General features: G+C 64.2%; 18 protein-coding genes. 5 read left to right on the top strand and 13 right to left on the bottom strand.

Annotated features, from left to right (window positions below; translation table 11 throughout):
* Positions 1-34 precede the first annotated feature (34 nt).
* Positions 35-1,573, bottom strand: a complete 1,539-nt coding sequence (gene murJ, locus ACIPK7_RS25465; protein ID WP_401090958.1) for a murein biosynthesis integral membrane protein MurJ — start codon at positions 1,571-1,573, stop codon at positions 35-37.
* 253 nt (positions 1,574-1,826) lie between these two features.
* On the opposite strand from murJ, the gene rpsT reads away from it, so the two are divergent.
* Positions 1,827-2,096: a 30S ribosomal protein S20 gene (rpsT, locus tag ACIPK7_RS25470; protein WP_009617555.1), complete on the top strand. Its 270-nt coding sequence runs from the start codon at positions 1,827-1,829 to the stop codon at positions 2,094-2,096.
* Positions 2,097-2,226: 130 nt separating this feature from the next.
* On the opposite strand, the gene ACIPK7_RS25475 is transcribed toward rpsT, so the two are convergent.
* The 5 genes from ACIPK7_RS25475 to rplU form a co-directional block, all read right to left on the bottom strand.
* Positions 2,227-2,682 (bottom strand): CreA family protein, encoded by a 456-nt coding sequence (locus ACIPK7_RS25475; protein WP_081517335.1) that lies wholly within the window; start codon positions 2,680-2,682, stop codon positions 2,227-2,229.
* 11 nt (positions 2,683-2,693) lie between these two features.
* A complete protein-coding gene (gene proB, locus ACIPK7_RS25480) occupies positions 2,694-3,812 on the bottom strand; it encodes a glutamate 5-kinase (RefSeq protein WP_401090960.1) in 1,119 nt (372 codons plus the stop codon).
* A 61-nt stretch (positions 3,813-3,873) separates the two neighbouring features.
* Positions 3,874-5,094: an Obg family GTPase CgtA gene (gene cgtA / locus ACIPK7_RS25485; protein ID WP_192431694.1), complete on the bottom strand. Its 1,221-nt coding sequence runs from the start codon at positions 5,092-5,094 to the stop codon at positions 3,874-3,876.
* Between the two features lie 159 nt (positions 5,095-5,253).
* Complete coding sequence (gene rpmA, locus ACIPK7_RS25490; RefSeq protein ID WP_017521622.1) at positions 5,254-5,511, bottom strand: 50S ribosomal protein L27; 258 nt, start codon at positions 5,509-5,511, stop codon at positions 5,254-5,256.
* A gap of 38 nt (positions 5,512-5,549) precedes the next feature.
* Positions 5,550-5,861, bottom strand: a complete 312-nt coding sequence (rplU, locus tag ACIPK7_RS25495) for a 50S ribosomal protein L21 (RefSeq protein ID WP_138212169.1) — start codon at positions 5,859-5,861, stop codon at positions 5,550-5,552.
* Positions 5,862-6,103: 242 nt separating this feature from the next.
* Here rplU and ACIPK7_RS25500 point away from each other — a divergent pair, with 242 nt between their 5' ends.
* On the top strand, positions 6,104-7,072 hold the full coding sequence (locus ACIPK7_RS25500) for a polyprenyl synthetase family protein (RefSeq protein WP_401090961.1): 969 nt from the start codon (positions 6,104-6,106) through the stop codon (positions 7,070-7,072).
* Positions 7,073-7,242: 170 nt separating this feature from the next.
* Positions 7,243-7,467, top strand: a complete 225-nt coding sequence (locus ACIPK7_RS25505; RefSeq protein ID WP_017521625.1) for a hypothetical protein — start codon at positions 7,243-7,245, stop codon at positions 7,465-7,467.
* Positions 7,468-7,600: 133 nt separating this feature from the next.
* Here ACIPK7_RS25505 and ACIPK7_RS25510 read toward each other — a convergent pair whose 3' ends face one another.
* The 6 genes from ACIPK7_RS25510 to ACIPK7_RS25535 form a co-directional block, all read right to left on the bottom strand.
* The gene (locus tag ACIPK7_RS25510) at positions 7,601-8,218 is read right to left on the bottom strand and encodes an FKBP-type peptidyl-prolyl cis-trans isomerase (RefSeq protein WP_401090962.1); all 618 of its coding nucleotides are present in this window, start codon (positions 8,216-8,218) and stop codon (positions 7,601-7,603) included.
* Positions 8,219-8,319: 101 nt separating this feature from the next.
* A complete protein-coding gene (locus ACIPK7_RS25515) occupies positions 8,320-8,616 on the bottom strand; it encodes a DUF6482 family protein (RefSeq protein WP_045217224.1) in 297 nt (98 codons plus the stop codon).
* A gap of 125 nt (positions 8,617-8,741) precedes the next feature.
* Positions 8,742-9,236 carry a TIGR00645 family protein gene (locus tag ACIPK7_RS25520; RefSeq protein WP_017521628.1) on the bottom strand — a complete coding sequence of 165 codons (495 nt, stop codon included), beginning with the start codon at positions 9,234-9,236 and terminating at the stop codon, positions 8,742-8,744.
* A gap of 187 nt (positions 9,237-9,423) precedes the next feature.
* Entirely contained in the window at positions 9,424-9,765 is a 342-nt protein-coding gene (locus tag ACIPK7_RS25525) for a hypothetical protein (RefSeq protein ID WP_401090964.1), read from the bottom strand.
* A 146-nt stretch (positions 9,766-9,911) separates the two neighbouring features.
* Complete coding sequence (locus ACIPK7_RS25530) at positions 9,912-12,416, bottom strand: Lon protease family protein (protein ID WP_401090966.1); 2,505 nt, start codon at positions 12,414-12,416, stop codon at positions 9,912-9,914.
* A gap of 96 nt (positions 12,417-12,512) precedes the next feature.
* Positions 12,513-12,836, bottom strand: coding sequence for a TraR/DksA family transcriptional regulator (locus ACIPK7_RS25535; protein ID WP_192431698.1), 324 nt, complete (start codon positions 12,834-12,836; stop codon positions 12,513-12,515).
* Positions 12,837-13,067: 231 nt separating this feature from the next.
* Here ACIPK7_RS25535 and ACIPK7_RS25540 point away from each other — a divergent pair, with 231 nt between their 5' ends.
* Entirely contained in the window at positions 13,068-13,556 is a 489-nt protein-coding gene (locus tag ACIPK7_RS25540; RefSeq protein ID WP_038803701.1) for a DUF3015 domain-containing protein, read from the top strand.
* A 61-nt stretch (positions 13,557-13,617) separates the two neighbouring features.
* Positions 13,618-15,483, top strand: coding sequence for a DUF4105 domain-containing protein (locus tag ACIPK7_RS25545; RefSeq protein ID WP_192431699.1), 1,866 nt, complete (start codon positions 13,618-13,620; stop codon positions 15,481-15,483).
* A gap of 13 nt (positions 15,484-15,496) precedes the next feature.
* Here ACIPK7_RS25545 and rtcR read toward each other — a convergent pair whose 3' ends face one another.
* Positions 15,497-17,098, bottom strand: coding sequence for an RNA repair transcriptional activator RtcR (rtcR, locus tag ACIPK7_RS25550; protein ID WP_401090968.1), 1,602 nt, complete (start codon positions 17,096-17,098; stop codon positions 15,497-15,499).
* Between the last annotated feature and the right edge of the window lie 81 nt (positions 17,099-17,179).

The following is a 17,179-nucleotide window of genomic DNA, read 5'->3' on the forward strand; positions in this document are numbered from 1 at the left end:
CCGAAAACGGATGCAATGCTTTGTACGGCGAAGGTTACAGCACCGCACGGCGGGAGAAGTCCCGCAAGCGGAAGCCAAGGATCGCCAGCATACCGAAATAGGCGACCACACCGGCCACCACTAGCGCGCCCAGGCGCACCAGGCGAATCGGCATGCCGCCCTGATCCCAGGCCGGCATGAAATGCATCATGCCGATCAGCACCGCGCACATCACCAGTACAGCTACGACTAATTTGGCGATGAACCGGCCCCAACCCGCCTGCGGTTCGAACAACCGCTGCTTGCGCAACTGCCAGAACAGCAGGCCCGCGTTCAGACAGGCCGCCAGACTGATCGCCAGCGCCAACCCCGAATGCTTGAGCGGGCCGATGAACACCAGGTTCATCAGCTGGGTGGACACCAGGGTGAACAGCGCGATCTTTACCGGCGTCTTGATGTTCTGACGGGCATAGAAGCCCGGTGCCAGCACTTTCACCAGGATGATGCCAAGCAGGCCAACCGCGTAGGCGACCAGTGCGTGCTGAGTCATCAAGGCGTCGTGGGCATCGAACTTGCCGTATTGGAAAAGCGCGACGGTCAGCGGCTCGGCAATTACTGCCAGGGCCAGTGAGCACGGCAGCACCAGCAGGAAGCACAGGCGCAGGCCCCAGTCCATCAGCCGGGAATACTCATGACGGTCGTCGCTGGCGTAGGTCTTGGCCAGCGACGGCAGGAGGATGGTGCCCAGCGCGACGCCGAGCACGCCGGACGGCAGCTCCATCAGGCGGTCCGCGTAGTACATCCAGGAGACGGAACCGGCGACCAGAAAGGAAGCGAATATTGTGTTGATGATCAGCGAGATCTGGCTGACCGAAACACCGAGGATCGCCGGGCCCATCTGCTTGAGCACACGCCAGACACCGGAATCGCGCAGGTTGATGCGCGGCAGCACGAGCATGCCGATCTTTTTCAGGTGCGGCAGCTGATAGAGCAGCTGCGCCAGGCCGCCGGCCAGCACCGCCCAGCCCAGCGCCATGATCGGCGGGTCGAAGTACGGCGCCAGGAACAGCGCGAAGAGGATCATGCTGACGTTCAGCAGGGTCGGCACGAAGGCCGGCACCGAGAAACGGTTCCAGGTATTGAGAATCGCCCCCGCCAGCGAGGCCAGCGAGATCAGCAGGATATAAGGGAAGGTCACCCGCAGCAGGGAGCTGGTGAGCTCGAACTTCTCCGGCGAGTCGACGAAGCCGGGCGCCGTCACCCAGATCACCCAGGGCGCGGCGAGCATGCCCAGCGCGGTGACCAGCGCCAGGATCAAGGTCAGCAGGCCGGACACATAGGCGATGAAGGTGCGGGTCGCCTCCTCGCCCTGCTGGGTCTTGTACTCTGCCAGGATCGGCACGAAAGCCTGGGAGAACGCGCCCTCGGCGAAGATCCGGCGCAGCAGGTTGGGCAGTTTGAAGGCAACGAAGAAAGCATCGGTCGCCATGCCGGCACCGAACATGCGCGCGACGATCGTGTCGCGCACGAAGCCGAGCACCCGCGAGATCATGGTCATCGAGCTGACCGCGGCCAGCGACTTGAGTAGGTTCATAGCGTCCAGAACTGGTAGAATGGCCGCCCCTGCAGGGTGCAGCCCTGGCCTAGAGCGATTGCTCGACCGTCAGGCGAAGCGCAGCAGTGTAGGGCCGCGGGGCGAATAAATCACCCCATCCGCCGGACAGCGTGCGCCCGTCGCACCACTCGTCGGAGGCCGCGCATACCCTTGACAAGGCCCTGATGCAACGGCATTATTCGCGGCCTTAATTTATTCGCAACATCCCAAGTTTTTTTCGAGGAGCTCGACGGTGGCCAACACACCTTCCGCCAAAAAACGCGCCAAACAGGCTGAGAAGCGTCGCAGCCACAACGCCAGCCTGCGTTCCATGGTTCGTACCTACATCAAGAACGTAGTCAAAGCAGTCGACGCCAAGGACCTGCCGAAGGCCCAGGCCGCTCTGGTTGCTGCTGTACCGGTCATCGACCGTATGGCCGACAAAGGCATCATCCACAAGAACAAGGCCGCTCGTCACAAGAGCCGCCTGAACGCCCACGTGAAGGCCCTGGCCACCGCGTAAGCGTTCCGTTCTTGAAAAACCGGCCTCAGGGCCGGTTTTTTATTGCCTGCGATTTGATCAGCACAGCGTTATCCACAAGCTCACTTTTGCAAAGGCAAAAAGAAAGGGCGGTCACCCGCCCCTTTCTTTCTTACTTCTCAGGCCACGGCATGATCGGAATCGCCGTCACCGCATTCTGCGGACTACCTTCGATCACCCGGTCACTGTAGACCAGATAGACCAGCGCATTGCGCTTCTTGTCGAAGAAGCGCACCACCTGCATGGTCTTGAATACCAGCGAAGTGCGCTGCTGGAAGACCACCTCGCCATCCTTCAACTCGCCGGCAAAACGGATCGGCCCGACCTGACGACAGGAGATCGACGCCTCGGCGCGATCCTCCGCCAGCCCCAGCCCACCCTTCACGCCACCCGTCTTGGCGCGAGACAGGTAGCAACTGACACCCTGCACCTTCGGATCATCGAAAGCCTCGACGACGATCTTGTCGTTCGGCCCGACCCATTTGAAGACGGTGGACACCTCACCGACCACGTCGGCCCGGGCCAGCGCCGGCAGCAGCATCAGCGCCGCCATCAATCCCTTGCGCATGAAGAATCTCCTCAGACGAGCACCAGGTTGTCGCGGTGCACCAACTCCGGACCATCGACATAGCCAAGCATGCCTTCGATGGCATCGGTCGGCTGGCCAATGATCTTCTGCGCCTCGAGAGCGCTGTAGTTCGCCAGGCCGCGAGCAATCTCGCGACCCCGCTGATCCACACAGACCACCATCTCTCCGCGACGGAAGCTGCCCTGTACGGCCTTCACGCCGACCGGCAACAGGCTCTTGTGATCCTGCGACAGAGCCTTCACTGCGCCATCATCCAGCACCAGCGTGCCGCGCATCTGCAGATGCCCCGCCAGCCACTGCTTGCGCGCCGCCTTGCGACTCTGCTCGGGAGTCAGCAGCGTGCCGAGCCGCTCACCGACACGCAGGCGATCCAGCACACGCTCGATACGACCACCAACGATAACGGTGTGCGCACCGGAACGCGCCGCCAGACGGGCAGCGCGTAGCTTGGTCTGCATACCGCCACGACCCAGCGCACCACCGGTACCGCCAGCCACCGCATCCAGGGCAGGATCATCAGCGCGAGCCTCGAAGATAAGCTCGGCATCGGGATTGTTGCGCGGGTCGGCGTCGAACATGCCGTCGCGATCGGTGAGGATCACCAGCAGGTCAGCCTCGACCAGGTTGGCCACCAACGCCGCCAGGGTGTCGTTGTCGCCGAAGCGGATCTCGTCAGTGACGACGGTATCGTTCTCGTTGATCACCGGGATCACGCCGAGATCGACCAGCGTGCGCAGGGTGTTGCGCCCATTCAGGTAGCGCTTGCGGTCGGACAGGTCGTCATGAGTCAGCAGCACCTGCGCGGTCTGCAGGCCATGCACGCCGAAGCTGGACTCCCAGGCCTGGACCAGGCCCATCTGCCCCACCGCGGCGGCCGCCTGCAGCTCGTGCATGTCACTAGGTCGGGAAACCCAGCCCAGGCGACTCATGCCCGCCGCGACGGCGCCCGAGGACACAAGAACCAGCTCAACGCCCGCGCAATGCAGCGCGACCATCTGCTCGACCCATACCGCCATGGCATCACGATCCAGACCGCGACCATCGGCGGTCAGCAACGCACTGCCAATCTTGACTACCCAGCGCTTGGCGCCAGTGACCTTCTCACGCATACCCTCAACCTTAGAAGTCAGGCTTCACACGTTTCATCCGGACCGGCGGGCGCCGTTCCGATCAAGGCACGTAGAAGATTTCCGGCCCATCGCCGTCGTCTTCGTCATCCTCGAAATCATCGTCATCCGCATCGTCGACATTCTTCAGACCGGAGCGACGCAGTGCACGAGCATCATCCAGGGCCTGCAGACGGGCACGGGCCTCGTCCTCGATGCGCTGATCCAGGGCCGCCAGGGCTTCGCCATAGGCCGGCTCCTCCTCGATGCGCAGGGTGCGCTCGTCGAGGTACTTCATGATGTCCTGGCTCAGCTTCTCGGTGCCTTCACGCTCCAGGGCGGAGATCACATAGACCGGGCCCTCCCAGCCCAGACGCTCGACTACGGCCTGCTTGCGACGCTCCTGCTCCTCGGGCTCGAGGATCTGGTCCATCTTGTTCAGCACCAGCCAGCGGTCGCGCTCGGTCAGCGCCGGGCTGAATTTTTCCAGCTCGTGGACGATGGTTTCCGCGGCATCGGCCGGATCACTCTCATCCAGCGGCGCCATGTCGACGACGTGCAGCAGCAGACGGGTGCGCGCCAGGTGCTTGAGGAAGCGGATGCCCAGGCCGGCGCCTTCGGCGGCACCCTCGATCAGGCCAGGGATATCGGCGACTACGAAGCTCTTGAAGCGCCCCACACTGACCACGCCCAGGTTCGGCACCAGAGTGGTGAAGGGATAGTCGGCGACCTTCGGCTTGGCGGCGGACACTGCACGGATGAAGGTGCTCTTGCCGGCGTTCGGCAGACCGAGCAGACCGACGTCCGCCAGGACCTTCAGTTCCAGCTTGAGGTCACGCGCGTCGCCGGGCTTGCCCGGAGTGGTCTGGCGCGGTGCACGGTTAGTACTGGACTTGAAGCGGGTATTACCCAGGCCGTGCCAGCCGCCCTGGGCAACCATGATGCGCTGACCGGCAGCAGTCAGGTCACCTATGATCTCCTGGGTATTGGCATCAATGATGGTGGTGCCGACCGGCACGGGCAGGACGAGATCGTCACCCTTGGCGCCGGTGCAGTCCTTGCTACCGCCGTTCTCGCCGCGCTGGGCGTCGAAACGACGGGTGTAGCGGTAGTCCACCAGGGTGTTCAGGTTCTCGTCGGCCTCGAGGTACACCGAGCCGCCGTCGCCACCGTCACCGCCGTTGGGACCGCCTTTCTCGATGAACTTCTCGCGGCGGAAGCTCATGAGGCCGTTGCCGCCGTCACCGGCTTTCACGTGGATGGATACTTCGTCGACGAATTTCATTGCGAACGCCTCCCGCAGCAGCTGCGGGTTGAAAATAAGAAAAGGAGCATAGGATACAGCCAAGTCCGCGCAAACGCCCGAACCGACCGCACCTCGCCTGGAAACGCCAGAAACAAAAAAGCCCCGTCGCGAGACAGGGCTTTTTCAGTGAGAGCTCGCTTAGGCAGCGACGACGCTTACATAGCGACGGCCAAAGGCGCCTTTCACTTCGAACTTGATCACGCCGTCGACTTTAGCGAACAGGGTGTGATCCTTGCCCATGCCAACGCCGTAGCCAGCGTGGAACTGGGTACCGCGCTGACGCACGATGATGTTGCCTGCTTTCACAGCCTGGCTACCGAACAGCTTCACGCCAAGGCGTTTGCTTTCTGAGTCGCGGCCGTTGCGGGTACTACCGCCAGCTTTTTTGTGTGCCATGAGTCAATTCTCCTAAAACAGGAAGCAGCCCTAAAAAATTAGGCCTGGATGCCGGTGATTTTGATTTCAGTGAACCACTGGCGGTGGCCCTGACGCTTCATGTGGTGCTTGCGGCGGCGGAACTTGATGATGCGGATTTTATCGTGACGACCGTGGGAAACCACTTCTGCGGTCACTTTCGCGCCTTCTACCACCGGCAGGCCGATCTTGACGTCATCGCCGTTGGCAACCAGCAGGATGCGATCCAGGTTGATCGCTTCGCCGGTGGCAACGTCGAGTTTCTCGACCTTGAGGAATTCGCCTTCGGTGACTTTGTATTGCTTGCCACCAGTAACAATTACTGCGTACATCTGGATGTCTCCGTTAGACCTGCTCACCCGACGCTTTATAGAAAGAGGAATTGGTCGGCATGGCTGCATGGGGCCGGAAAGGACGCCCGTGCAATTGCGTAAGGCAGGATATGCCAGGGAAGTTCGGGGCCGCGATTGTACGCAAACCCCTGGTGCGGATCAAGCCCCACGGGGCCTTGCCTTGACAGCCCAAACAGCGGCACCTAGCATGCCGCGGCAATCTACGAGGAGCGCTGTCTTTAATGCAACCCCAGGCTTTCTATCGCGTGGTGGCGGACGACTTCACCGCCGTCGACGGCATCATCCGTCGCCAACTCACTTCCCGCGTTCCCCTGGTGGAAAAGATCGGCGACTATATCATCTCCGCCGGTGGCAAGCGCCTCCGCCCACTGCTGGTGCTCCTCTCGGGCAAGGCCTTGGGCTATTCGGGCGATGACCTGAAGCTACTGGCCGCCACCATCGAATTCCTGCACACCTCCACCCTGCTGCACGACGACGTTGTCGACGCCTCCGGCCTGCGCCGCGGCCGCGCCACCGCCAATGCTCAGTGGGGCAACGCGCCGAGCGTGCTGGTGGGCGACTTCCTTTATGCGCGCTCCTTCGAAATGATGGTCGAGCTGGGCTCCATGCCGGTGATGCGCATCATTTCCCAGGCCACCCGCGTGATCGCCGAAGGCGAAGTGCTGCAGCTGTCCAAGGTCCGCGACGCCAGCACCACCGAAGAAACCTACATGGAAGTCATCCGCGGCAAGACCGCGATGCTCTTCGAAGCCTCCACCCACAGCGCCGCCGCGCTGGCCAACGCCCAGCCGGAGCAATCCGAGGCGCTGCGCCTGTTCGGTGACGCCCTGGGCATCGCCTTCCAGCTGGTGGACGACCTGCTCGACTACCGCGGCGATGCCACCAGCCTGGGCAAGAACGTCGGCGACGACCTCGCCGAAGGCAAGCCCACCCTGCCGCTGATCGCCACCATGCGCGACGGCACCCCGGAACAGGCTGCGCTGGTGCGCAAGGCCATCCAGCAGGGCGGCAGCCAGGACCTGGAAGGCATCCGCGCCGCCGTAGAAGCCGCCGGTGCGCTGGACTACACCGCCAACCTGGCCCGCGAGTACGCCGCCCGCGCCGTCGACTGCCTGAAGGCGCTGCCGGACAACGAATACCGCGCCGCGCTGATCGAACTGGCCGAGTTCGCCGTCGCCCGCACGCACTGATCTGCCGCTTCACCAAAGCCCGCCCCGGTTCACCGCGGCGGGCTTTTTGTTGCCTTTCTTTTGACCGGGAACAACAGATCGTCGGCTGCGCGAAATTTTTTCCAATTCAGGCTTGCTATTGAGATAATAAGAATTATTCTCATTAAACGGTCTGCACGGAGGAACACGCCATGACCTACATGATCGATGCCTGGCTGGATCGCCCGCACCCCTACCTGCGCATCCTGCATCGGGACACCGGGGAAGTCTGCGCGGTGCTGGAAGAAGAAGCCCTGGACGAGCTGCGCGAACAGGGCGGCCTGGAACTGTCGGAGCTATCCACCAGCGAGCCGGGCGTGCTCAAGGAGCTGGTGCGCAACCTCTTCCTGTTCTGTTACGCCCGCGCATTGCGCTAGGCGCACTTTACGATGGCGCAGGAAGCGCCGTCGGTGCTCCGCCGCCCGGGAGGCGGACGCACAAAGGGGCGCCTGAGCGCCCCTTTTCCTGCGCAGTCACCAGGGATGGCGCTGCGCAGCGAACCTTCGGGAATCAGAGGATTTCCAGCAGCTCGACGTCGAACACCAGCACGCTGTGCGGCGGGATGCTGCCGACGGCCTGGCCGCCATAGGCTAGCTCGCTCGGCACGTGCAGCCGCCACTTGCTGCCGGCGTTCATCAGCTGCAGAGCCTCGACCCAGCCGGCGATCACACCGCCTACCGGGAATTCGGCCGGCTGGCCGCGCTCGTAGGAGCTGTCAAAGACGGTGCCGTCGACCAGGGTGCCGTGGTAGTGGGTACGCACGGTGTCTTCGCGGGACGGCTTGGCGCCTTCGCCGGTGGTCAACACTTCGTACTGCAGGCCGGACGGCAGGACAGTCACGCCTTCACGCTTGGCGTTTTCCACCAGGTACTCACGGCCCACGCCGGCGGCGGCTTCGGCTTTCGCCTGGGCTTCGGCCTGCATGCGCTCGCGGATCACCTGGAAGCTGGCGGACAGGACTTCGCCCGGAACGCGGCTTTCAGCGCCGGCGTAGGCGTCGGACAAGCCGGCCACGATGGCGTCGAGGGTCATGCCCGGGACCGGGTTCTCGCGCAGCTGGTCGCCCAGCTGACGGCCGATACCGTAGCTGACGCGGGCTTCGTCGGTGGAAAGGTTGAGTTCGCTCATGGCGGCGCTCCGCTGGGGGTTCAAAAAAGGGCCGCCAGCCTAGCACAGATGCACCGCCTCCCCCACCGCGCGAGCCTCGCGCAGCGGGCCATGCAACAGACTCAGTGCAACGGGATGGTCACGCCCGCGCCGATGTCGCGCTCGTCGTCCATACCGCACATCTCGTCATGCACCACCGCGTGCACCAGATGGAACGGAACGTTGGGCAGCGCCTTGAGCACCTCGCGCGCATGAGCGACCGAACGCACGCTGATGACATGCCCTGCCTCGTCCTGGACCGGGTAGAAGCGCGCGCCCATACGAGCCTCCAGCACGTATATATCTCCTTCCAGCGACACGAGGTTGATCTCATCGATATCGCCGGCAACGGAGCGGCTGGTCAGTTCCTGCAGATTCATATGCTGCACCTCCTGCGGATTGATCCACGCAGAAGTCTTGACCAGCAGGCGCTCACCGCAAGGCGAAAACGCAACCGCCCGTCCGTTTTGCAACGAGCGGGCGGCGGGAATGACGCAGCAACGCCTTAGTGGTCGTGGCGCGTGGCCTTGTCCAGGTAGCCCATGGCGAAGGCCGAGAGGACGAAGGTGAGGTGCATGATCACGTACCACATCAGCTTGTTGTCTTCGATGTTCTTGGCGTCCATAAAGATGCGCAGCAGGTGGATCGAGGAGATCGCCACGATGGAAGCAGCCACCTTGTTCTTCAGCGAACTGGCGTCCATTTTGCCCAGCCAACTGAGCTTTTCCTTGCCTTCATCGATGTCCAACTGCGACACGAAGTTCTCGTAGCCGGAGAACATCACCATCACAAGCAGACCGCCGACCAGCGCCATGTCGATCAGCGACAGCAGCACCAGGATCAGGTCTGCCTCGGCGATGCTGAAGATGCTCGGCAGGATATGGAAGATTTCCTGAAAGAATTTGATGGTCAACGCCAGCAGGGCCAGCGACAGGCCGATGTAGATGGGCGCCAGCAGCCAGCGCGCGGCGTACAGCGAGTTTTCGACGAATCGTTCCATGGTGATTGTGGGAAATATCTAGGGAAAGGGCCGCCGCAGTATAGCGGATGGCTTTTGCGAGTTATCCCGGCTTTCTATGGATAAATATGTCTTTGGATAAATAGCTGGGATGGCCACGGCAAGAAACCGTAGCGACCAGGCGTCCCGCGGTCTTCAGCGGATTGTGCAGGGGCTGCGCAACCGGCTTTCAACCTTCGGGCCGAAACTGGAAATTGCCGACATGGCGCGAGCGTTCGCCGTTCAGACGCCGCAGTTCGCCCTGCAGGTGCAACTGCCAGATGGGGGGATCCTCCGCCACGATGTAGCCCTGCTGGGCCAGGCAGTCGGAGATCGCCTCGAGAACGCCTTCAGCCACGAAAGGCCCGCAGAACGGGCCCTGCGCCTTGATGGCGGTGGGCTGCGCGCCGGACATGCCGGCAGCGCACAACAAGGTCCAGAGTCCATTATCTCCGGCCAGCGGCCTGATCTCGCACTCGATGCGCGTGGTCAGCCCCAGACAGGGGCGGATAAGGCAGAGGTTACGCGGCATGGCGGCACCCTCGCGGTTGTCCTGAGTTCGAGACTACACCCAGGTTCCGACACGCGAAAGCGCGGATTTATCCCGTCATCTTGGCGGCAACGGAGTGTAAAACGCGCGGACAGGACGCCGAAGCGGCGCCCCTGTCCTGACGTCAATCAGTCGGCGTCCTTCTTCTTGCGGGCGCGTTCCTTCTCGACGGGAGCCTTCTCGACCGGCACCTTCTCCGCCTTAGGCTTGCTGGCGGGCTTGGCGGCGGCCTCCTTGGCGGGCTTTTCCTTATCTTCCTCGTCCATGCCCAGCTCGGAGATTTCCTTCAGGCGCTCGACGACGCGGGCGTTGACGCTGCCCTTGGGGAAGTGGCCCTTGGCATCCGGCGCACCGGCTGGCTCTCCGACCAGCAGGCTGAGTGCCTCGTCGGCCTGGCGCACGGCGTAGATGTGGAACTGGCCGTTGCGCACCGCCTGCAGCACACGCTCGTCGAGCATCAGGGTGGCGACGTTGGCGCGCGGGATGATCACACCCTGCTCGCCGGTCAGGCCACGTGCCTCGCAGAGGCGGAAGAAGCCTTCGATCTTCTCGTTGACCCCGCCGACCGCCTGTACCTCACCGAACTGGTTGATCGAGCCGGTGATGGCGAAGCATTGCCGCAGCGGCGTGCGCGACAGGGCGGAGATCAGCGTGCAGACCTCGCCCAGCGAGGCGCTGTCGCCGTCCACGTAGCCGTAGGACTGCTCCAAGGCGATGCTCGCGGAAATCTCCAGGGGGAATTCCTGGGCATAGCGGCTGCCGAGGTAGCCGGTGAGGATCATCACGCCCTTGGAGTGTATCGGCTGGCCGAGGTTGACCTCGCGCTCGATGTCGACGATGCCGCTGCCGCCCGGATACACGGTCGCGGAGATGCGCGCCGGCATGCCGAAGGCGGAGTCGCCGACTTCCAGCACGGTCAGGCCATTGCACTTGCCCACTGCGGCGCCTTCGCTGTCGATCAGGATGATGCCGGCAAGGATGTCGTCGAGAATCCGCGCCGACACGCGGCCGGTGCGGGTTTCCTTGGCCTTCAGGGCGCGCTCGATGTGGCCCAGGTCAGTCACTTCCTGGCCGGCCAGCTGGCGGATGAAATCCGCCTCGCTGACCAGCTGGAACAGATCGCCGATGCGTGCCGAGAGGCGGCCCTGATGTTCGGCCAGGCGAGCGCTGTAGGTCGCCAGGCGCGCCACGGCTTCACGGCTGAGCGGCGCCAGGCCCTCTTCCGAGGTGCGGGTCTTGAGCAACTGGGCAAACTGTTCGAGGCTGTCCTCGGCGAGCGGGATGTCCTCGTCGAAGTCCACCAGCACGCGGAACATCTCCTGGAAGTCCGGGTCGAGGTCCTGCAGCGTGTAATAGATCTGCCGCGAGCCGATGATGATGACCTTGATGTTCAGCGGGATCACCTGGGGCGTCAGGCTCATGGCGGTCAGGCGGCCGAGCTCGGCCAGGGGCGATTCCATCTTCAGTTGGCGCGACTGCAGCGCGCGCTTGAGGGCGTCCCAGACGAACGGCTCGCTCAGCAGTTTCTCCGCCTCCAGCACCAGGAAGCCGCCGTTGGCGCGGTGCAGAGCACCGGGGCGCAGCTGGCGGTAGCTGGTGTAGAGCGCACCTTGGTCGGAGGCGTACTCGATGCGGCCGAACAGGTTGTCGTAGGTCGGGTGCGACTCGAATACCACCGGTGCGCCGCTGGTGGCATGGTGGCCGATCGCCTGGTTCGGCGCGTACTGCTCTTCCAGGCTCTGCTTGCGCTGCGGGTCGGTGCGCTCGGCATCCACCAACTGGTCGACCACGGTCTTCAGCAGATTGAGCTGCATGGCCTGCAGGTAGGCGCTGACCCCGGAGTTGTTGTTGTACTTCTCCACCAGCGGCGCCAGCAGCGGCTGCAGCGCCAGGGTGATGGTTTCCTCGTTGAGCTGGCGCAGCTGGTTGCTCGACTCGCGCTTCCACTGCGGCAGGCTGGAAAGCTCCTCGTTGAGATGCTCCTCCAGATCGGCGATGTCCGCATGGAAGCGCTCGCGCTCCTCTTCCGGCAGCTGGGCGAATTCGGCTTCGTCCAGCGCCTTGCCGTCCTTCATCGGGGTGAAGGCGATGTTGGCGCTGTCGCGATAAAGGGCCACTTCCTTTTCCAGCGCCAGGCGCTCGACAGTATCCAGGGCCTTGTCGTAACGCTGGTTGAACGCGCGGTCGATGGCGCTCTTCTTCTGCTGGTAGGCCGGGTTCTCGAACACCGAGGGGAAGGTGGACAGCAGGTTGTCGATCAGGTGGTCGATATCGGTGCCGAACTCGGCGGCGCTGCCCGGCGGCAGCTCGATCACGCGCGGCTCGCGCGAATCATCGAAATTGTTGACGTAGACCCAGTCGGCTGGCGTCGGCAGGCGCTTGCCTTCAGCCTTCAGATAGCGTTGCACGAAGGAGAAGCGGCCGGTGCCGGGCTCGCCCATGACGAACACGTTGTAACCCGGACGCGGCATCGCCACGCCGAACTGCAGCGCCTCGACCGCACGCTCCTGTCCGAGCACGCCCAGGAAAGGCTCCAGTTCTTCGGTGGTTTTGAAGGGAAACTGTTCGGGGGTGAAGGGGCGGGTCAGTTCATCGGGCGCCAGGCGCAGGCCGGCAGCAACGGAATCGGGCATTGGAGGTCCTTGCTTCGAGCGGCGCGAGGCCGCGGAGATTCGACCGCATTCTCGCGCCGCCCGCGCGCCACTGGCAAGGCAGTATTGGTGACAGTTTCAGTCCACCGCATCGGCGCAACGCAGGCAGTGCTCGGCAGCCGGCAGCGCGCGCAGGCGGCGCTCCTCGATGGCCTCGCCGCAACGCGCGCACTCGCCGTAGGTGCCGTCGGCCAGGCGCAGGCGCGCCAAGCCCACCAGGCGCATGCCCGCCTCCGCTTCGGCCAGCAGCGCGCGCAGTACGTCGTCGTTCTGCCGCTGCTGGGCCTGTTCGGCGAAGTCCGGCGAATGACTGCGGCCGAGGTCGCGGCGGATGGCTTCGGCGCGCTTGGAATACTCGGCTGCCAACTGGTCCAGCGCTGGCCGTGGATCGAAATCGCCCATGACTACTTCCTCGCAAGGGGAACTGATTCAAGTGTGGTCGGTTCCAAGACTTCCGCCGCTGATACCGATCAATTGCCGGTCATCCGAGACCCTCTCGCCAGCCCCGGCCATACTGATCAAGGCAGCGGTTGCCTTGACACCTGCAAGGCATTGGAGAAAAGCTCTGGCCAGGCGCTGTTTTGCTGTCAGCGACTGTTCAATGGTCCACGACCTCATAAAGAGAGAAAAACGATGAAAAGGATTCTGCTCGGTACCCTCCTCGCCACCGCCTCCCTGAGCGCCCTCGCCGATGCACCCGGCAGCGACGGCTGCGGCTGGGGCAACATGCTGTTCAAGGGCCAGCGCGGCACCGCCACCCACGTCCTGGCAGCAACCACCAACGGCACCAGCGGCAACAACACCTTCGGCATGACCACCGGCACCAACGGCTGCCACACCAACGGTGCACTGACCTACGGCGGCAAGCCGATGATCGTGCTCAGCAGCATGATGGACGAACTCTCCGAAGACATGGCCAAGGGTGACGGCGAAGCGCTGACCACCTACGCCGTCGTGCTGGGCGTGAAGCCCGAGGACCGTGCGCACTTCGCCCAGGTCACCCATGAGCATTTCGCGCAGATCTTCAACAAGTCCGACGTCACCGCCGAGGACGTCTACGCCAACACCCAGGCAGTCCTGAAGCAGGACAGCACCCTGGCCAAGTACGCCGAACAGGCCTGACGGCCACGCGAGCCCGCCGCCTTGCGGCGGGCTCATCCTTCCCCTCCAGTAAGCCCACTCGATGCCCAAACGCCTGTTGCCCTGGATGGCGCTGTGCGCCTGCACTCCCCTGCTGGCCTCGCCGGCGATCGACCCACAACGCCTGCAGAGCCTGGCCAACGAGCCCTACTGGCTGGCCCTGGGTCATTACGAACACGCCAAGCTCGGTGGCTGGCGCAGCTTCGTCGACGACCCGAAGTTCTTCCTCTCCAAGGACGGAGACCGCCACCCGGAATCCGAACTGGCCGCCTCCGTGAAAGCCCTCTACGCCCCGGCCAGCCTCGGCGACAAGCACGCCCAATGCGTCTACCCGGCGCGTACCCGCTGGCTGCGCCAGCAATTGCAGCTCGATGACCTGCCGACGGTGGAGTGCAAGGAATTCACCACCTGGTACCAGGACATCAACCCCCACAGCGCCGTGCTGGTGTTCCCGGCCGCCTACCTGAACAGCCCGTCCTCGATGTTCGGCCACACCCTGTTGCGCATCGACCAGGCCGATGTCGACTCCGACAACACCGCCTTGCTCAGCTACGCGCTCAACTTCGGCGCCTACATCGAGGGCATGGACAACAGCATCCTCTACGCCTGGAAGGGCCTGATGGGCGGCTACCCCGGCCTGTTCGCCCTGGTGCCCTACCGCGAGAAACTTTCCGAATACAGCCGCCTGGAAAACCGCGACCTCTGGGAATACCGCCTGAACCTCACGCCGGAAGAAACCGCGCGCATGGTCGAGCACGTCTGGGAGCTGAAGCAGATCCGCTTCAAGTACTACTTCTTCGACGAGAACTGCTCGTTCCGCCTGCTGGAGTTGCTGGAGATCGCCCGCCCCGGCACCGAGCTCACCGACCACTTCCCGCTCACCGCCATCCCCACCGACACGGTGCGCGCAGTGAAGGACGCCGGGCTGATCGACCGGGTGGACTACCGCCCCTCCCGCGAGCGCGAACTGCTGGCCCGCGGCGAACCGCTAAGCCACGACGAGAAGGTGCTGGCCCGCCACATCGCCGACGATGACAGCCAGCTGCAGAGCCCCGCGTTCACCGCCCTGCCTGCCGACCGCCAGGCGCTGGTGCAAGACACCGCCTTCCGCCTGGTGCGCTACCGCGCCACCGGCCAGGAACGCGATCAGTCCACCGCCTCGCGCAGCTACAACCTGCTCAAGGCAATCAACCGCAACCCGCCGCCGGCACTGGACGTGGAACGCCCCGGCCAGCCGGAGAACGGCCACGAGTCACGCACCTGGCAGGTTGGCGCGGGCAGCCGCGACGGCGAAGCCTTCGCCCAATACGGCCTGCGCATGGCCTACCACGACCTCGACGACAACGCCTACGGCTTCCCCCTCGGCGCGCAGATCGAGATCGGCCAGCTCAAGCTGCGCCAGTACGAAGGCAACCGCTGGCAACTGCAGCAACTGGACCTGGTCACCATCCGCTCGATGACGCCGCGCAACGAGCTGCTGAAGCCGCTGTCCTGGCAGGTCGCTGGTGGCTGGGAGCGGGTGATCGGCAAGCACAGCGACAACGACCACGACACCCTGGTCGGCCACCTAAATGGCGGCGCCGGCGGCAGCTGGAAGCTCACCGACGACCTGCAGGCCTACGCCCTGGGCACCGCGCGCATCGAAAACAACCCGGACTTCGCCGCCACCATCGCCCCGGCCATGGGCTTCGACACCGGCGTGCTGTGGAGCAACCCGCTGGGCAACCTCAGCCTCGAGGGCAAGGGTGACTACTTCCACAATGGCGAAGTGCGCCGCACCCTGAGCTTCGGCCAGCAGGTGGAGCTGGGGCGCAACCTCGGCCTGCGCCTGTCTGCCCAGCGCGAGTTCAGCCATGAGGCCAGCCCGCGCAGTGAAGTAATGCTGGAGCTGCGCTGGTACCACTACTGAGGCGCAGCGCGTCTCAGTCCCGCAACGACGCCCAATCCAGGCCGAAGCGCGCCAGGTACTTGCGCAGGCGGTCGGCGTCGTTGGGGTTCTGCTTGTCCTGGCGCGAGACGGCGAACAGCTGGCGGCCGGCATCGGACAGGCTGCGCGCCTGCCGGCAGACGTCGATCACCGCCTCCAGTTGCAGGCGGTCGAACAGGTCCAGCGCCTCGGCGCCCTCCCCCAGCAGGCTCTCCAGCGGACTCTGCGCCTGGGTAGCGCCCCAGGAACGGTGCAGCCGACCGACCTCTTCCTCCACCAATGCCTCGTCGATCCGCCCGCTATCAGCCAGCGTCGCCATCCGCGTGATTGACGCCGACAGCTCGCGGAAGCTGCCGCTCCATAGCGCCTGCGGCGAGTTGGCGAACGCCAGGTAGCGCGTGCGCGCCTCACGGTTGAAACGCACCAGTCGCCCCTGCTCGCGGGCGTGGCGCTCCAGCTCGAAATCGATATTCGGCTCGATGTCTTCACGGCGCCCGGCCAGCCCCGGCAGGTCGAAGGTCCAGAGGTTGATGCGGGCGAACAGGTCCTCGCGGAACAGCCCCTCGGCGACGCGCTCGCGCAGATCGCGGTGGGTGCCGGCGATCAGCTGGAAGTCGCTGCCCACCTCGCGATCCGAGCCCAACGGGAAGAAGCGCTTCTCCTCGATGGCCTTGAGCAGCATGGCCTGTTCGTCCAGGCCCAACTCGCCGATCTCGTCGAGGAACAACATGCCGCCATCCGCCGCCCGCAGCAGGCCTTCGCGGGCGTTCTGCGCGCCAGTGAAGGCGCCCTTGATATGGCCGAACAGCGCGGACATTGCGCCATCGCCGCGCAAGGTCGCGCAGTTCACCTCGACGAAGCGCCCCTGGAACTGATGCCGCGCGCGCTTGAGTTCGTAGACGCGGCGAGCAAGGAACGACTTGCCGGCACCGGTCGGGCCGATCAGCAGCATCGGCGCGCGGGAGCGTCCGGCGACCCGCTCGATCTGCTCAATGGAGCGGTTGAATTCGGCGTTGCGCGTGGCGATACCGGACTTGAGGAAAGCCAGGCTCTCTTCCTGCTCGCGACGGAAGCGCGTGGCTATACGGTCGTAGCGCGACAGGTCGAGGTCGATGACCGTGACCGTCCCTTCCGGCTGCCGCGCCTCGTCCTTGCGCCGCGACGGCGAAGCCTGCACCAGTCGCGCCGGCAAGTAGCGCGCCTCGGTGAGGAGGAACCAGCAGATCTGCGCGACGTGAGTCCCGGTGGTGATGTGCACCAGGTAATCCTCGTGCTCGGTATCGAAGGCGTAGCCGCCAACGAAATCGTGCAGCGCGCCGTAGACCTCCTCGAAGTCCCACGGGTTGCGCAGCGCCATGGGCTGCAGGCGCACCTCGGTTTCCGGGGAAACGAGCCGCACGTCGGCGGCAATACGCTCGGCCAGCCCGACATCCCGCGCATCCAGCCCGTGGATCAGCTCCAGGCGGTCGACCAGCAGGTCCTGCTGCTGGCACAGACCGACCGTGGGTCGCCATTTCTGCCAGCGCGCTGCGCCCTTGCCGACGCGATCCAGCGTCGAACCGAGGAAGCCGATGGCGACGGTTTTCTTGGCTTTCATCTTTTATCCATAAAGATAAATAACGATCCAAGAATATCCACAAATCAATAAGCCGGCCAATCCGGAGATCCGGCAATTCAC

It is taken from the genome of Pseudomonas sp. NPDC086581 (genome assembly GCF_044746165.1).
Lineage (GTDB): Bacteria > Pseudomonadota > Gammaproteobacteria > Pseudomonadales > Pseudomonadaceae > Pseudomonas.

Bases quoted from the DNA above. Each gene is read 5' to 3' on its own strand.
- murJ (WP_401090958.1), bottom strand. From the start codon at position 1,573: ATGAACCTACTCAAGTCGCTGGCCGCGGTCAGCTCGATGACCATGATC.
- ACIPK7_RS25475 (WP_081517335.1), bottom strand. From the start codon at position 2,682: ATGCGCAAGGGATTGATGGCGGCGCTGATGCTGCTGCCGGCGCTGGCC.
- proB (WP_401090960.1), bottom strand. From the start codon at position 3,812: ATGCGTGAGAAGGTCACTGGCGCCAAGCGCTGGGTAGTCAAGATTGGC.
- cgtA (WP_192431694.1), bottom strand. From the start codon at position 5,094: ATGAAATTCGTCGACGAAGTATCCATCCACGTGAAAGCCGGTGACGGC.
- rpmA (WP_017521622.1), bottom strand. From the start codon at position 5,511: ATGGCACACAAAAAAGCTGGCGGTAGTACCCGCAACGGCCGCGACTCA.
- rplU (WP_138212169.1), bottom strand. From the start codon at position 5,861: ATGTACGCAGTAATTGTTACTGGTGGCAAGCAATACAAAGTCACCGAA.
- ACIPK7_RS25500 (WP_401090961.1), top strand. From the start codon at position 6,104: ATGCAACCCCAGGCTTTCTATCGCGTGGTGGCGGACGACTTCACCGCC.
- ACIPK7_RS25505 (WP_017521625.1), top strand. From the start codon at position 7,243: ATGACCTACATGATCGATGCCTGGCTGGATCGCCCGCACCCCTACCTG.
- ACIPK7_RS25510 (WP_401090962.1), bottom strand. From the start codon at position 8,218: ATGAGCGAACTCAACCTTTCCACCGACGAAGCCCGCGTCAGCTACGGT.
- ACIPK7_RS25515 (WP_045217224.1), bottom strand. From the start codon at position 8,616: ATGAATCTGCAGGAACTGACCAGCCGCTCCGTTGCCGGCGATATCGAT.
- ACIPK7_RS25520 (WP_017521628.1), bottom strand. From the start codon at position 9,236: ATGGAACGATTCGTCGAAAACTCGCTGTACGCCGCGCGCTGGCTGCTG.
- ACIPK7_RS25525 (WP_401090964.1), bottom strand. From the start codon at position 9,765: ATGCCGCGTAACCTCTGCCTTATCCGCCCCTGTCTGGGGCTGACCACG.
- ACIPK7_RS25530 (WP_401090966.1), bottom strand. From the start codon at position 12,416: ATGCCCGATTCCGTTGCTGCCGGCCTGCGCCTGGCGCCCGATGAACTG.
- ACIPK7_RS25535 (WP_192431698.1), bottom strand. From the start codon at position 12,836: ATGGGCGATTTCGATCCACGGCCAGCGCTGGACCAGTTGGCAGCCGAG.
- ACIPK7_RS25540 (WP_038803701.1), top strand. From the start codon at position 13,068: ATGAAAAGGATTCTGCTCGGTACCCTCCTCGCCACCGCCTCCCTGAGC.
- ACIPK7_RS25545 (WP_192431699.1), top strand. From the start codon at position 13,618: ATGCCCAAACGCCTGTTGCCCTGGATGGCGCTGTGCGCCTGCACTCCC.
- rtcR (WP_401090968.1), bottom strand. From the start codon at position 17,098: ATGAAAGCCAAGAAAACCGTCGCCATCGGCTTCCTCGGTTCGACGCTG.